This is a genomic window from Pantoea sp. GM01 (genome assembly GCF_000282675.1).
Taxonomy (GTDB): Bacteria; Pseudomonadota; Gammaproteobacteria; order Enterobacterales; family Enterobacteriaceae; genus Pantoea; species Pantoea nemavictus.
The window spans coordinates 69,404-83,362 of sequence record NZ_AKIU01000051.1 but is presented as its reverse complement, the minus strand read 5'-3'; the positions used below and the strand labels follow the sequence as shown (position 1 = coordinate 83,362).

Genomic DNA, 13,959 nt, shown 5'->3' with positions numbered 1-13,959 from the left:
GCGAATTACAGCAAATACCAGAGACCTGGGAACAGGTCCATGCCGAGGAAATTCAGCGCGTACAGCACCAGAATGACAATCATGGCAGAGAAATCGATGCCGCCCATCGCGGGCAGAATACGACGAATCGGTGACATCAGCGGCTCAGTCAGCTGCAACAACACCTGATCCATCGGACCGCGACCCTGGCTGATCCAGCTCATCAGTGAGCGGATGATGATTACCCAGAACACCAGATAACCGGCGGACTTCACCAGCGACAGCAGGCCAACCAGCAGATTGGTCGGATCAATCGAGAATACGCCGACCTGAATCAGCAGCAGTATCGGATATTTCAGCGTGGTGAGCACAAACGCCAGCAGCAGCGAAGCGGTATCAATTGGGCCAATCGCGGGGATGATACGGCGCAGCGGCTTGATAATCGGCTGAGTGATCTTCACGACAAACTGCGCCAGCGGGTTGTAGAAGTCACAGCGCGACCACTGCATCCAGATGCGTAGCAGCAGCACCATCACGTACAAATCGATCAGCGTTTTGACTAAAAACGTCAGTGTTAACATGAGGTTCCTCAATTATTGTTGTGTAGGTCGCGCATAATCCCGCGCGCCGAAAACGGCGGTGCCAATCCGCACCATGGTGCTGCCCGCGGCGATTGCCGCGTCCATATCGTCACTCATTCCCAGAGAAAGCGTATCGACGTCAGGATAATCCTGCTGTAAGGCATGAAACGCGCTGGCCATCTGCTGGCAGACCGCCAGTTGCCGATCGTATTCTGATTCCGGCGCTGGAATGGCCATCAGCCCACGCAGGCGCAAATGTGGCAGCGCGGCGATGTATTGCGCCAGCTCGGGCAGCGCCTCCAGCATGATGCCAGATTTGCTGTTTTCGTCACTGATATTTACCTGAATTAACACGTTGAGCGGCGGCAACGACGCCGGGCGCTGATCGTTCAGGCGCTGCGCGATGCGTTCGCGATCAATGGTGTGGCACCAGGCAAAATTTTCTGCCACCAGACGGCTCTTATTGGATTGTAGCGGACCGATAAAGTGCCATTGCAAATCAGGATGTGCGGCCAGCTCAGCCACTTTTTCAACCCCTTCCTGCACGTAATTTTCACCGAACGCCTGCTGTCCAGCGGCAATGGCTTCTGCGACCGCGCTCGCAGGTTTGGTTTTGCTCACTGCAAGCAGCGTAATTTCTTCTGGCGCGCGCCCGCAACGTGCGGCGGCAGCGGCGATGCGCTCACGCACTTGCTGTAAGTTGTGCTCAATGGAAGTCATAGTCAGGAGAAGTTAAATGGAGTTGGATGAAATTGTGGCCCTTAGTGTAAAGCATAACGCCGCCGATCTGCACCTTTGCAGCGGACATTTGCCGCACTGGCGCCGACAAGGCGTGCTGGAGCCGATTCCGCAGCAAAGCGCGCTGGAGGGCGGCTGGCTGGAAAGCTTTATGCAACAGTGGCTCACTGCGCCGCAGCAGGCCGAGCTGGAGGAAAATGGCCATGTCGATTTTGCCATTACGCTGACCAGCGGCGTGCGACTGCGTGCCAACTTGTTTATGCAGCGGCACGGTTTATCGTTGGCGCTGCGGCTGATTGCCAGCAGCGCGCCTAATCTTAGCAGCCTGCATTTGCCCGAAGTGGTGAGCCAGCTATTACAGCTGGAAGAGGGGCTGATTTTGATCACCGGCGCCACCGGCAGCGGCAAATCCACCACGCTGGCGGCAATGGTGGATAGCCTTAATCGTCAGCAGGCGCGGCACATCCTGACGCTGGAAGATCCAATCGAGTTTGTTCATCACAGTCAGCGATCGTTGATTCAGCAGCGCGAAGTGGGCGCGCACTGCGCCTCGTTTCAACATGGACTTAAAGCCGCGCTGCGCGAAGATCCCGATGTGATTCTGCTCGGTGAACTGCGTGATAGCGAAACCATCCGGCTGGCGCTTACCGCAGCAGAAACCGGGCATTTGGTGCTGGCGACGCTGCATACGCGCGGCGCAACCCAGGCGGTAGATCGGCTGGTGGATGTCTTTCCCGCCGAGGAGAAGAACCTGGTGCGCACCCAATTAGCGGGCAGCTTAAAAGCGGTGCTGGCGCAGCGCTTAGTGCCGGCAAAAGCGGGCGGACGCGTAGGGTTATTTGAAGTACTGGTAGCGACGCCGGCGGTGGCAAACCTGATTCGTGAAGGGAAAATGCACCAGTTGCCAGGCGTGTTACAAACCGGCGCGCAGGCCGGGATGCAAACCTTTGCCCAGAGCGAGCAGGCGCGTCAGCAGGCGGGGATGATTTGATGTGGGATTGAGTACAAATCGTAGCGGCGCAATTTATTGCGCAATGCATGGATGGGCATGGTGCCGTCATTTATACGCGCGATAAATCGCGCCGCTACGGTATGTGATAGATCTGGATGAGATAACTGGTAAGGGTTTAATGCGTCTCGAACCAATCTTCGAGGATAATCACTGCCGATTGCGAATCGACCTGGCCCTTCTGCAGCGCACGAAAACCGCCGCGTTCAAACAGGTCGGCACGCGCTTCGACGGTGCTCAGGCGTTCGTCCTGCAGCTCAACGCGCACGCCAAAACGACCGTGCAGGCGATTGGCAAACTTACGCGCGCGCGCCGTCAGCTCTTGTTCGGTGCCATCCATATTCAGCGGCAAACCGACCACTACATAATCGGGCTGCCACTCTTTCAGCAGTTTTTCGATCAGGTTCCAGTCTGGGGTGCCATCTTGCGCTTTTAAGGCCGTCAGCGCACGAGCGGTACCCGTGAGCTGCTGTCCAATGGCAACGCCGATGCTTTTGGTGCCAAAATCGAAGCCCAATAAGGTTTCATTGGCCATCAGGCGTGTCCTGCATCGGTGGCGATATTATGTATATCCACGCCTAAGCCGCGTGCCGCTTCGCGCCAGCGCTCTGCGATAGGCGTCTGGAACAAAATATTGGTATTAGCAGGTGAGGTAAGCCAGGCATTTTCCAGCAGCTCGTCTTCAAGCTGACCTTTCTCCCAGGCGCAATAACCCAGCGCCACCAGCACATTGTCTGGCTGCGAGGCAGTACCGATCGCTTCCAGCACATCACGCGAGGTGGTGATCACCGTGGTGTCAGAAATACGAATGCTCGAGGAGTAAATGCGCTGCGCCGAGTGCAGAATAAAACCACGATCCTCCGCCAGCGGACCACCGGCAAACACCGGCTTATCCAGTTTGATGGCTGGATCGCGTTCGGATGCGCTAATTTTAAGCTTTTTAAGAATGCCTTCGACCGTCAGGTTTTCCATCGGTTTATTCACGATCAAACCCATGGCGCCATCTTCATTATGCTCGCAGATATACACCACGGAGCGTTTGAATAGCGGGTCCTGCAGCGACGGCATCGCAATTAAAAAATGATGCTGTAAATTCATTATCACTCGTATATCAAAAATAACCGGCGCAGCCGCGACAGCGCCGGTTTTGGGTGTTCACGGAGCTTGCACTCCGACGGCATCAGCCCAGGCGTTTCTCAATGGCATCCATCAGCATGCCGGTGATTGATATCGGGAACGCGGCCTCGATTTCACGTACGCAGGTTGGGCTGGTCACGTTAACTTCAGTCAGTTTATCACCGATGATATCCAGACCGACAAAAATCAGCCCCTTGGCTTTGAGTGTTGGACCGACGCGACGCGCAATTTCCCAATCGCTGTCGCTCAGCGGACGCGCTTCGCCACGGCCACCGGCGGCCAGGTTACCGCGCGTTTCACCGCCTTGCGGAATACGCGCCAGGCAGTAAGGCACCGGTTCGCCATCCACCACCAGTACGCGTTTATCACCCTCTTTAATCGCCGGCAGGTAGTTCTGCGCCATGCAGAAGTTCTGGCCGTGATTGGTCAGGGTTTCAGTGATCACGCCGAAGTTCGGGTCATCTTGCTTCACGCGGAAGATGGACGCGCCGCCCATGCCATCAAGCGGTTTCAGAATCACATCACCATGTTCCTGCCAGAAGGCGCGTAGCTGCTCTTTGTTGCGCGTAACCAGCGTATCGGGCGTCAGGTCGGCAAACCAGGCGGTATACAGCTTTTCGTTGCAGTCGCGCAGGCTTTGCGGTTTGTTGACGATCAGCGTGCCTTGCTCTTCAGCGCGCTCCAGCAGGTAGGTGGCGTAGATAAACTCGGTGTCGAACGGCGGATCTTTACGCATCAGCACCACGTTGAGATCGGCCAGCGGGATAAGCTGCTCGCTGCCAAACGTGTACCAGTTGTCGTAGTTCTGCTCAACGCTCAGCAGACGGGTGCGCGCATAGCTCACGCCGCCGCGCAGGGAGAGATCGCTCATCTCCATGTAATGAATTTCGTAACCACGGCGCTGTGCTTCCAGCAACATGGCGAAGCTGGTGTCTTTTTTAATGTTGATGGACGAAATGGGGTCCATAACGATGCCAAGCTTGATCATTATTCTCTCCTCAAGGGGTATTCAACCAAAAGTATCGCTTAACCGAGGTCGCCAAACCTCACCTGAAGTGCCGTAATGGCGGTGAGCGCGGTAGTTTCGGTGCGTAACACGCGTGGTCCGAGCAAAATATCGGTGAAACCCTGCTGCGCCGTCATGGCAATTTCTTCGGCGGATAAGCCGCCTTCCGGCCCAATCAGCAAACGTACGCGCTCCACCGGCTGCGGCAGCGTGTTAATGCTGTGACTGGCGCGCGGATGCAGATTGAGTTTTAAACCCTCATCGGCTTCCGCACACCAGGCTTGTAAGGTCATCGGCTCGCGAATTTCCGGCACGCGATTGCGGCCGCACTGTTCACAGGCGGCAATTGCGATTTTCTGCCATTGCTGAATCTTTTTCGCCAGTCGCTCGGCATCCAGCTTTACGCCGCAACGCTCAGAAAACAAGGGCGTAATCACATTCACGCCAAGTTCGATCGATTTCTGGATAGTGAATTCCATTTTTTCGCCGCGCGACATCACCTGACCAAGATGCAGATGCAGCGGCGATTCACGGTCATCAGCCTGACTGGCAAGGACCCTTACTTTTACACGCTTTTTATCAGCCTGGGTGATTTCAGCGTTAAAAGTCAGATTACTGCCATCAAACAGCTCAATTTGCTGACCAGCGGTCATGCGCAGCACGCGCCCGACATGGTTAGCGGCGTCCTCATCAAGGAAGACTTCACTGTTTACTTCAAGAGATTCGGGGTGATAAATGCGAGGTATACGCATGCGGTTCCTGCCAGCGTTATGCCGTGTCCGCTGACACGGCGCAATCGAAAAAAGCTAGTGTAGGGTAGCGCTTTTAGCGCTGGCAAGCCTGCTGTACATAAGCGTTATGATTTCCCTGCACTTTAGCGATGCGGTTGTCGCGCTCGCACTCCCACTTCGTCACCGGATATTGCTTATCCCAGGCGGTAAACAGCTGGGTTTGCTGGCGTGACAGGCGCAGCTGATATTGATCGCGCATATAGAAGTAGGTGCGTGCTATCGCACCGCGTGCGCGCTCGGGCGGCTGCGCCAGCTTCTGCTTAAAATCAACCTTCATGCTGCACTGGCCATACTGTTGATCGCCACCGTTCCACTGGCTGTACTGGAAGTTATTGCGATCGCCGTTCACTTCGCCAATCGCCGGCTGCAGGTTATGCAAATCGCTTTCGATGCGGCGGTAATCCGCGTCTTTGCTGCAGTTTTTGCGCCCGCCGTTTTGCCAGCACTGACGCTGATGACCGAATTCCCACGCTGGCATCACATGTTCCCACTCAATGCGTTCAGCGCGATTGGCATTCTTACGCACGCTGTAGCCGCAGCTGGATAAATCCGGCACGCCTTTTTTGCCGTGCCAGCTGATTTTGCAGCCGCAGTAAAAGTCCGCAGGCGCATCGGCGTTGATCTGCGCCGCATAGGCTTTGGCCTGATTAAAATTGTTTTGATGATAGTGAGTGAAACTGAGGCTATAAGCACTAAGCGGGGCAACTAATAAGGTAAGAAACAGCAGCGTTTTGCGAGACATATTCCAAAAATTAACCTGGTCCTGAAAAAGGGCGGCAGGGTAACAGAATGATGACGCACGGGATATGAAATTAGACTATGTTGCTGAGCTATGTTGCTGAACTATGTTGCTAAAAACTCACCGGGCTGCAGCAGAGATTTGCAGTGTACGCAACGATACTCGCTTTCGCCGCGCAGCACGCGGTTATGGCGACGCACAGTCAGCTGGTGCTGCTGACAGCGGCAGCGATAGGGGAACGTATTGCTGCGCACTGAGTCGATTTCAAACTGGTGGGTGCGACGCGCCGGCACGCCGAGCACGCTCTCCATCATCCATTTCCACTCTTTGCCGTGCGGTGGCACGCGGCCAAAGGTTTTCCATACCAGCAGATGCGCCAGTTCGTGCGGCACCACTTCATCAACAAATGCCTGCTGATTTTCCAACAGCAGCACCGGATTGATACGGATTTCCCACTTTTCCAGCCATGCGGTGCCCGCCGCCGTGCCGCGCTGCTGGTAGATCAGCGAGGGCTCATCAAAGCGGCGCTCCAGCTTCTCGTTGGCCAGCTGTAAAAAATGGCGCAGCGAGCGCATGACGGCTTGTTGTAAGGCGATGGGAAGGCGCGGTGTTTTCATGTGGGGCAGAATAAAAGGTTGCGACAGTTGAATCAAACAAAAAAGGGCCGCCAGCAGGCAGCCCTTGAATTCGCTTATCGGGATTACTTCTGACCGATATCGCGCAGTTTTTTGCCTGACATCAGATTGCGTTCGATGTGTTCCAGCGAGACGTTTTTGGTCTCTGGAATCAGCGTCAGCGTCAGCAGAATGAAGAACACGTTCAGACCGGCGTACACCCAGAAGGTTGGCGCGTTGCCCAGCGTATTCAGCATGGTCAGGAAGGTGGCGCCGACAATCATGTTGGCAATCCAGTTGGTCGCGGTGGAAACCGTGATACCAAAATCGCGGCCTTTTAGCGGCTGGATTTCTGAACACAGCACCCAAATCAGCGGACCGGCAGACATCGCAAAACCAATGATAAACATCAGCAGCATCGCGACCGCGAAGTACTGCGCTTCTGGCGAGTGGATGCCGATGTGCAACATTGTACCCAACACGCCCATACCAACGGCCATCACCAGGAAGCCCAGCAGCAGCGTTGGTTTACGGCCCCAGCGATCCACCAGACCAATAGCGATAAAGGTAGCCAGCACGTTCACCAGACCCACAATCACCGTGCCCCACATTTGCTGCGTAGTGTTGGCAAAGCCAGCGATTTCGAAGATTTTCGGCGCGTAGTACATGATGACGTTCATACCGGTGAACTGCTGCATCACCTGCAACAGCACGCCGAGGAACACCGCGCGGCGGAAGTTACTGTTGCTCTGGAACAGCTGCCAGCCAGACTGTTTGATCTTCAGGCTTTCACGAATCTCATCCAGTTCACGTTTTGCTTGTTCGCTGGTATCACGAAGACGCGATAACACGCGTTCCGCACTGCGGAAATCCCCCTTCGCGGCCAGCCAGCGTGGGCTGTTCGGCAGGAAGAACACGCCAATCAGCAGCAACACGGCAGGAATGGTGATGATGCCCAGCATCCAGCGCCATGCGCCGGCGTCGGCGAAGGCGGTATCAGAGAGATAAGCGGCCAGAATACCGATGGTGATCATCAGCTGGTAGAGCGAAATCATACTGCCGCGAATCTTCTCTGGCGCGATTTCAGAGAGATAGAGCGGAGCGGTATAAGACGCGACACCTACGGCCAGACCCAGCACCACGCGCGCAGCGATCAGCATGTCCGGGCTGGTTGCACCCGCAGACCACAGCGAACCAATGACGAACAGAATGGCACCGGCCATCAGGCTTTTTTTACGGCCCAGACGCGATGACATCCAGCCGCTACCCACAGCACCCACCGCCGCACCAAACATCATCGAGCTGACGATCCATTCCTGCTGATGTGCGGTGACGTTAAAATCTTTCGCGATGAAAGGCAGAGCACCGGCGATAACACCGATATCCAATCCAAACAGCAAGCCGGCCAGGGCCGCTAAAAAGCAGACAAACAAGGTCATGACCTTATTTGATGTTCTGCTTTTGTGATTATTACCAGGCATGATGCCTCCAAAGTTTATCCATCGTTGTTGTTATCAATGTTATGAAACCTGTCGGCGGAAAAAAGTGAGAGCGATCACATCAGTGTAATCGGTTACACACGCTGAAACCCTGCAATCCAGCATTTTCCGCCCGAAATAGTTACGTAACCAGTAAGGTATAGCACCCTTTAAGTTTCTGACATTGCACTAAATACCGGCTATCAGACGACGCTGAAAATAACGCATTTTCACAGTAATAACTACGCTGAAAAATCTCTAAATTGCCGATTGTTAAAGGATTTCAAAATGTAATCGTTATCACTATGTTGTAAACACAGCGTAAGAAGTGTAGACGGCATAGAAAAATGCGCCTGACGATTAAAAGGCATAAAAAAAGCCCGCCTAAGCGAGCTCATTTCAGTCATACATCTTGCAGCGTTTCTCTCTCCTGTGGGAGAGGGCCAAGGTGAGGGCATCAGCCCGCAGAGGACGCGATTACTTCAAGCCCGCCGCTTCACGCAGTTGAGCCGCTTTATCGGTCTGCTCCCACGGGAAGTGCTCACGGCCAAAGTGACCGTATGCTGCGGTCTCTTTATAGATCGGTTTCAGCAGATCCATCATCTGAATCAGGCCATATGGACGCAGGTCGAAGAACTCGCGCACCAGCAGCGTCAGCTGCTCGGTTGAGACTTTCTCAGTGCCGAAGGTTTCAACCATGATGGAGGTTGGCTCAGCCACGCCAATCGCGTAGGAAACCTGAATTTCGCAACGGTCAGCGAGGCCAGCTGCAACGATGTTCTTCGCCACATAACGTGCAGCGTAAGCGGCAGAACGGTCAACTTTTGAAGGGTCTTTGCCCGAGAACGCGCCGCCACCGTGACGCGCCATGCCGCCGTAGGTATCCACGATGATTTTACGACCGGTCAGACCGCAGTCACCCATTGGACCACCGATAACAAAGCGGCCGGTTGGGTTGATGTGATATTTGGTGCTGGCGTTGATCCACTCCGTCGGCAGAACCGGCTTGATGATCTCTTCCATCACGGCTTCGCGCAGATCGGCGGTGGTCACCTCTTCAGCATGCTGCGTTGACAGCACAACCGCATCGATACCGACAATTTTGCCGTCATCGTACTGGAAGGTGATCTGGCTTTTCGCATCCGGACGCAGCCATGGCAGTGAACCGCTTTTACGCACTTCAGCCTGACGCTGCACCAAACGGTGCGCATAGGTTACCGGCGCTGGCATCAGCACATCGGTTTCGTTGCTGGCATAACCGAACATCAGGCCCTGGTCACCGGCGCCTTGCTCCAGCGGATCGGTACGGTCAACGCCCTGGTTGATGTCTGGCGATTGCTTACCAATCGCGCTCAGTACCGCGCAAGAGTTCGCATCAAAGCCCATATCGGAATGGACATAACCGATTTCACGTACGGTATTACGGGTGATCTCTTCAATATCAACCCATGCGCTGGTGGTGATTTCACCGCCAACCAGCACCATACCGGTCTTAACGTACGTTTCGCAGGCCACGCGTGCTTTGGGATCCTGTTCCAGGATGGCATCCAGCACGGCATCGGAAATTTGGTCAGCGATTTTATCAGGATGTCCTTCTGATACGGACTCAGATGTAAAAAGGTGTTTAGCCATTCTGTTCTTTACCTTAACAATGGTTTGAATACGACTGCATAGCGTTAATGATGAAATCGACTTAACGCCCCTTCAGGCAAAGCCACGAGCAGTAAGAAGTTTTAATGCGCCAGACAGACACCGCCTGGATGTTAATCAGTTTAGATGGAAAACCATCTGGACGGCTATTCTAGGTTACTCAGTGAGCACTTTTCCAGTGCTTTTTCCGTTCCCGCATTTTCCGCAACATCGCAAGTGGAATAATTTCCTGACACCGCACGCAGTTACCTGACAAAGATTTTGCAATTTAACCCGTGTGGCTGTATAAAACGCCGCTGCTGTTTCAGCGTAAAGGATGACGTCACTGTGCGTCGCGCCGTCAGATGTCATTTATTCTGACTTTCACCCAAGCCGTTTCTCGCAGGCTGTTAGCCGGCGATGGAGGTGATTAAAGTAATGAACCACTCTTTCTCTCTCATTGGTTCACTGCGCTGTGTCGGCGCGCTGGCTCTCCTTTCCCATTCCACATCTGTTCTTTTATCCTGTCGACGTTCTGTTCATTATCCCGACACGAGCATCGGTTAAATTATCCCTACATCTATTACTGCGTTTCACTCGCTAATGAACGTGCAAATCTCCGGCTATTGCCCTGATTTCACCGACTTCGGTGCGGTGTTTTACACTTAGAGTCATGCAACCTTAAAGGGGCAGTAAGCAGGATGGGACAATTTTCACCTGGCGTTACCATGACAAAACGCGGTAACGATTTCATATTTCAACGGAAAATTGAGGTTCGCGATGTCTGACGACATGAAGAATATCAAGGGTTCGTCAGCTGGCGAACAGGGTTCACTCCGCTCCATGCAGGAGGTGGCAATGAACGATCAGGAAGCGAGCAGAATGCTGCGTACCTACAATATTGCCTGGTGGGGAAATAACTATTACGACGTCAACGAACTGGGGCACATCAGCGTGTGTCCCGATCCGGATCAGCCGGAAGTGCGCGTTGACCTGGCAAAACTGGTTAAAGAGCGCGAAGCCGACGGTCAGCGTCTGCCTGCACTGTTCTGCTTCCCGCAGATTCTCCAGCATCGTCTGCGTTCGATTAACGCCGCCTTCAAACGTGCGCGTGAGTCCTACGGCTATAAAGGCGATTACTTCCTGGTTTACCCGATCAAGGTTAACCAGCATAAGCGTGTGATTGAGTCGCTGGTCAACTCCGGCGAGCCGTTAGGCTTAGAAGCCGGTTCGAAAGCGGAACTGATGGCGGTACTGGCCCATGCCGGTAAAACCCGCTCGGTGATCGTCTGTAACGGCTATAAAGACCGTGAATATATTCGTCTGGCGCTGATTGGTGAGAAGCTCGGTCACAAAGTTTATTTGGTGATTGAGAAGATGACCGAAGTGCGCCTGGTGCTGGAAGAAGCTGAGCGGTTGAGCGTGGTGCCGCGTCTCGGTATTCGTGCGCGTCTGGCCTCGCAGGGTTCAGGCAAGTGGCAGTCGAGCGGTGGCGAAAAATCCAAGTTTGGTCTGGCAGCGTCGCAGGTGTTGCAGCTGGTCGACATCATGCGCAAGGCCGGTCGTCTCGATAGCCTGCAGTTGCTGCACTTCCATCTCGGCTCACAGATGTCCAACATCCGCGACATCGCCACCGGCGTGCGTGAGTCGGCGCGCTTCTATGTTGAGCTGGCGAAGCTGGGCGTTAACATCAAATGCTTCGACGTCGGCGGCGGTTTGGGCGTCGACTATGAAGGTACGCGTTCGCAGTCCGATTGCTCGGTCAACTATGGCCTGAACGAGTACGCGAATAACGTGATTTGGGCGATTGGCGACGCCTGTGAAGAGAACGGTCTTGAGCACCCAACGGTGATCACTGAATCGGGGCGTGCGGTAACCGCGCACCATACGGTGCTGGTGTCCAATATCATTGGTGTGGAACGTAACGAATTCAGCACGCCAGTGGCACCGGATACCGATTCACCGCGTCCGATCCAGAGCCTGTGGGATACGTGGCAAGAGATGCATGAACCCGATGTGCGTCGTTCGCTGCGTGAATGGCTGCACGATAGCCAGATGGATCTGTTCGATATCCATACCGGTTATTCATCAGGTACTTACGATCTCGGTCAGCGCGCCTGGGCGGAGCAGCTCTATCTGAGCATCTGCCACTATATTCAGCAGCATCTCGATCCCAGCAACCGTGCGCACCGTCCGATCATTGATGAGCTGCAGGAGCGGATGGCGGATAAGATTTACGTCAACTTCTCGCTGTTCCAGTCGATGCCGGATGCGTGGGGTATCGATCAGCTGTTCCCGGTGCTGCCGCTGGAAGGGCTGAACAAAATGCCTAAGCGTCGCGCGGTGTTGCTGGATATCACCTGTGACTCCGATGGCACCATCGATCACTACGTTGATGGCGACGGTATTGCCACCACCATGCCGATGCCAGAGTACGACATCGATAATCCACCGATGCTCGGCTTCTTTATGGTCGGTGCCTATCAGGAGATCCTCGGCAATATGCATAACCTGTTCGGTGATACCGAAGCGGTGGATGTGTTTGCATTCCCGGATGGCAGCGTTGAAGTGCAGCTGTCCGATGAGGGCGATACCGTGGCGGATATGCTGGAGTATGTGCAGCTGAATCCGAACGATCTGATGACGCTGTTCCGCGATCAGGTCACACAGCAGACCGATATTGATGAAGAGCTGCGTGCGCAGTTCCTGTCAGAATTTGAAAGCGGCCTGTACGGTTATACTTATCTTGAAGATGAGTAATTAACTGCTCATTAACCGGGCTTCGCCAGAGGCCCGGTTTTAACCATTCCTGCCTTTTTTCTTTTTCATCGCCACTTATTTAATTAATCTGTGAAGATGATCACTCTTGACCTATTTATAACCACCCACCCAAAAAACGTCATTAATAGATTTTTCTCTATCTTCTTATTTTTGCTAAGAAAGCCCGCCGGCTGGCATCGCTATTATCAATAATAACCCTGCAGTAAGTACTGATTCATCAATCATCTGACAGCCAATCTGTTATGTATTGATTGGGATGTATAATAAAAATTTAAACATTAAGGGTTGAATAGTAACCATTGTAATTATAGTTTTTTGGCACCTTTTGGAATCATTGATTTAAAATGAATGAATTCGCATTTAAGGATAAAAATATAAATAAACCCATATTGATTTAATTATTTTTGTTTTATTTCAAATACTTCGTTGTTTTATGATCTGTCAAGACTGGTACTAACTTAAATTTTTCTAGGAATAATCCGAATTTTTTATGAACTTTAGAGAAATTTACTTACGTTATTGATTGGTTTAAACGATTGAAGTTGTCAGCACTGTTTACTGAAATCTATTTTTCAAAGTGTAAGTTGTACGTTAACCTTCAGTTAAGGCATTAAGTTTTATCAATGTTTCCCTTACTTCTTACATGAGAAATCCTGACAGTTTAGCGCTATCAGGCAGTTGCAGTAAGGACCATGAAATGAGCAATCAACCGAAGTTTATCTTCATGTTGGAGCCGGTTTACGCTTTATCCGGTCAGGTGATTGCCAGGGAATTGTTAACGCGTTTTGCCGATGACGCAGATATCAATAATAAGCGTAACCCCAACAGGGATGCAGGGTTCTTCAGTCAGCTTTCTGCTGACATTAAATGGCAGTTATTCCTCCACCAGATCGAAAAACTTATTCAGCTATACCAGAAAGGGTTTGATCAGATTGTCAGTGTGAATGTTGATAGAGATATCGTAGCCAGCATCTTTAAAGATGATGAAATACAAGAAAAACTGGCTCAACTGACGCTGCTGCGTCTGGAAATATCCGCATTCTTCACCGCGCGCTTTAATAGCGCCGATCTGCTGCTGTTAAAAGGTGTCGCGAAAGTGACGCCCGCCCCTTTATGGCTCGATGACTTTGGTCCGGGTTATTCCAACCTGAACATGCTCGATAGCGGAATATTTGAAATCGTCAAGATTGACAAAGATTTTTTTTGGCAATTTGGCGACGGTCGCACCTTTGACATTCTGCTCGACCACCTCAACGAATTATGTAACGGCGTGATTGTTGAGGGCGTTGAAAATCAACAACAGGTCGACCTGCTGTCGCGTAAAGCAATTTATGGCATGCAGGGCTATTTCTGGCAGAGCATCTATCTCAATGATTTTATAGCGTAATCCTGATGTTAGTTGGGTTGGTTTCATCCCTCGGGGAAGAAAAATATGTCAAAGCCTGGGCTGCACGCGTTTCACGTAATTACTGCCTGG

General features: G+C 52.7%; 13 protein-coding genes. 3 read left to right on the top strand and 10 right to left on the bottom strand.

All coding sequences use genetic code 11. The features are described from left to right. Nucleotides 1-5: 5 nt before the first annotated feature. On the bottom strand, nt 6-560 hold the full coding sequence (locus PMI17_RS15215; protein WP_007890323.1) for a YggT family protein: 555 nt from the start codon (nt 558-560) through the stop codon (nt 6-8). Nucleotides 561-572: 12 nt separating this feature from the next. Then, nucleotides 573-1,280 (bottom strand): YggS family pyridoxal phosphate-dependent enzyme, encoded by a 708-nt coding sequence (locus PMI17_RS15210; RefSeq protein ID WP_007890322.1) that lies wholly within the window; start codon nt 1,278-1,280, stop codon nt 573-575. 16 nt (nt 1,281-1,296) lie between these two features. On the opposite strand from PMI17_RS15210, the gene PMI17_RS15205 reads away from it, so the two are divergent. Further along, entirely contained in the window at nt 1,297-2,289 is a 993-nt protein-coding gene (locus PMI17_RS15205; RefSeq protein WP_007890321.1) for a type IV pilus twitching motility protein PilT, read from the top strand. 136 nt (nt 2,290-2,425) lie between these two features. Here PMI17_RS15205 and ruvX read toward each other — a convergent pair whose 3' ends face one another. From ruvX to metK, 8 genes are all read right to left on the bottom strand, one after another. Next, nucleotides 2,426-2,842: a Holliday junction resolvase RuvX gene (gene ruvX, locus PMI17_RS15200; protein WP_007890320.1), complete on the bottom strand. Its 417-nt coding sequence runs from the start codon at nt 2,840-2,842 to the stop codon at nt 2,426-2,428. Further along, nucleotides 2,842-3,405, bottom strand: a complete 564-nt coding sequence (locus PMI17_RS15195; protein WP_007890319.1) for a YqgE/AlgH family protein — start codon at nt 3,403-3,405, stop codon at nt 2,842-2,844. Before PMI17_RS15195 ends, ruvX begins: the two co-directional genes overlap by 1 nt. Before the next feature lie 82 nt (nt 3,406-3,487). Next, complete coding sequence (gene gshB / locus PMI17_RS15190) at nt 3,488-4,432, bottom strand: glutathione synthase (protein WP_007890318.1); 945 nt, start codon at nt 4,430-4,432, stop codon at nt 3,488-3,490. A gap of 38 nt (nt 4,433-4,470) precedes the next feature. Then, a complete protein-coding gene (rsmE, locus tag PMI17_RS15185) occupies nt 4,471-5,202 on the bottom strand; it encodes a 16S rRNA (uracil(1498)-N(3))-methyltransferase (RefSeq protein WP_007890317.1) in 732 nt (243 codons plus the stop codon). Nucleotides 5,203-5,275: 73 nt separating this feature from the next. After that, nucleotides 5,276-5,983: a deoxyribonuclease I gene (endA, locus tag PMI17_RS15180; protein WP_007890316.1), complete on the bottom strand. Its 708-nt coding sequence runs from the start codon at nt 5,981-5,983 to the stop codon at nt 5,276-5,278. A 101-nt stretch (nt 5,984-6,084) separates the two neighbouring features. Then, a complete protein-coding gene (locus tag PMI17_RS15175) occupies nt 6,085-6,597 on the bottom strand; it encodes a SprT family zinc-dependent metalloprotease (protein WP_052013360.1) in 513 nt (170 codons plus the stop codon). Between the two features lie 83 nt (nt 6,598-6,680). Next, nucleotides 6,681-8,075: a sugar porter family MFS transporter gene (locus PMI17_RS15170; protein ID WP_007890314.1), complete on the bottom strand. Its 1,395-nt coding sequence runs from the start codon at nt 8,073-8,075 to the stop codon at nt 6,681-6,683. A 474-nt stretch (nt 8,076-8,549) separates the two neighbouring features. Next, on the bottom strand, nt 8,550-9,704 hold the full coding sequence (gene metK, locus PMI17_RS15165; RefSeq protein ID WP_007890313.1) for a methionine adenosyltransferase: 1,155 nt from the start codon (nt 9,702-9,704) through the stop codon (nt 8,550-8,552). Between the two features lie 777 nt (nt 9,705-10,481). On the opposite strand from metK, the gene speA reads away from it, so the two are divergent. Continuing rightward, on the top strand, nt 10,482-12,461 hold the full coding sequence (speA, locus tag PMI17_RS15160) for a biosynthetic arginine decarboxylase (RefSeq protein WP_007890312.1): 1,980 nt from the start codon (nt 10,482-10,484) through the stop codon (nt 12,459-12,461). Nucleotides 12,462-13,125: 664 nt separating this feature from the next. Then, nucleotides 13,126-13,869: an EAL domain-containing protein gene (locus PMI17_RS15155; protein WP_238541548.1), complete on the top strand. Its 744-nt coding sequence runs from the start codon at nt 13,126-13,128 to the stop codon at nt 13,867-13,869. Nucleotides 13,870-13,959: the final 90 nt, after the last annotated feature.

Coding starts and splice junctions, on each gene's coding strand:
- PMI17_RS15215 (WP_007890323.1), bottom strand. CDS start 560: ATGTTAACACTGACGTTTTTAGTCAAAACGCTGATCGATTTGTACGTG.
- PMI17_RS15210 (WP_007890322.1), bottom strand. CDS start 1,280: ATGACTTCCATTGAGCACAACTTACAGCAAGTGCGTGAGCGCATCGCC.
- PMI17_RS15205 (WP_007890321.1), top strand. CDS start 1,297: ATGGAGTTGGATGAAATTGTGGCCCTTAGTGTAAAGCATAACGCCGCC.
- ruvX (WP_007890320.1), bottom strand. CDS start 2,842: ATGGCCAATGAAACCTTATTGGGCTTCGATTTTGGCACCAAAAGCATC.
- PMI17_RS15195 (WP_007890319.1), bottom strand. CDS start 3,405: ATGAATTTACAGCATCATTTTTTAATTGCGATGCCGTCGCTGCAGGAC.
- gshB (WP_007890318.1), bottom strand. CDS start 4,432: ATGATCAAGCTTGGCATCGTTATGGACCCCATTTCGTCCATCAACATT.
- rsmE (WP_007890317.1), bottom strand. CDS start 5,202: ATGCGTATACCTCGCATTTATCACCCCGAATCTCTTGAAGTAAACAGT.
- endA (WP_007890316.1), bottom strand. CDS start 5,983: ATGTCTCGCAAAACGCTGCTGTTTCTTACCTTATTAGTTGCCCCGCTT.
- PMI17_RS15175 (WP_052013360.1), bottom strand. CDS start 6,597: ATGAAAACACCGCGCCTTCCCATCGCCTTACAACAAGCCGTCATGCGC.
- PMI17_RS15170 (WP_007890314.1), bottom strand. CDS start 8,075: ATGCCTGGTAATAATCACAAAAGCAGAACATCAAATAAGGTCATGACC.
- metK (WP_007890313.1), bottom strand. CDS start 9,704: ATGGCTAAACACCTTTTTACATCTGAGTCCGTATCAGAAGGACATCCT.
- speA (WP_007890312.1), top strand. CDS start 10,482: ATGTCTGACGACATGAAGAATATCAAGGGTTCGTCAGCTGGCGAACAG.
- PMI17_RS15155 (WP_238541548.1), top strand. CDS start 13,126: ATGAGAAATCCTGACAGTTTAGCGCTATCAGGCAGTTGCAGTAAGGAC.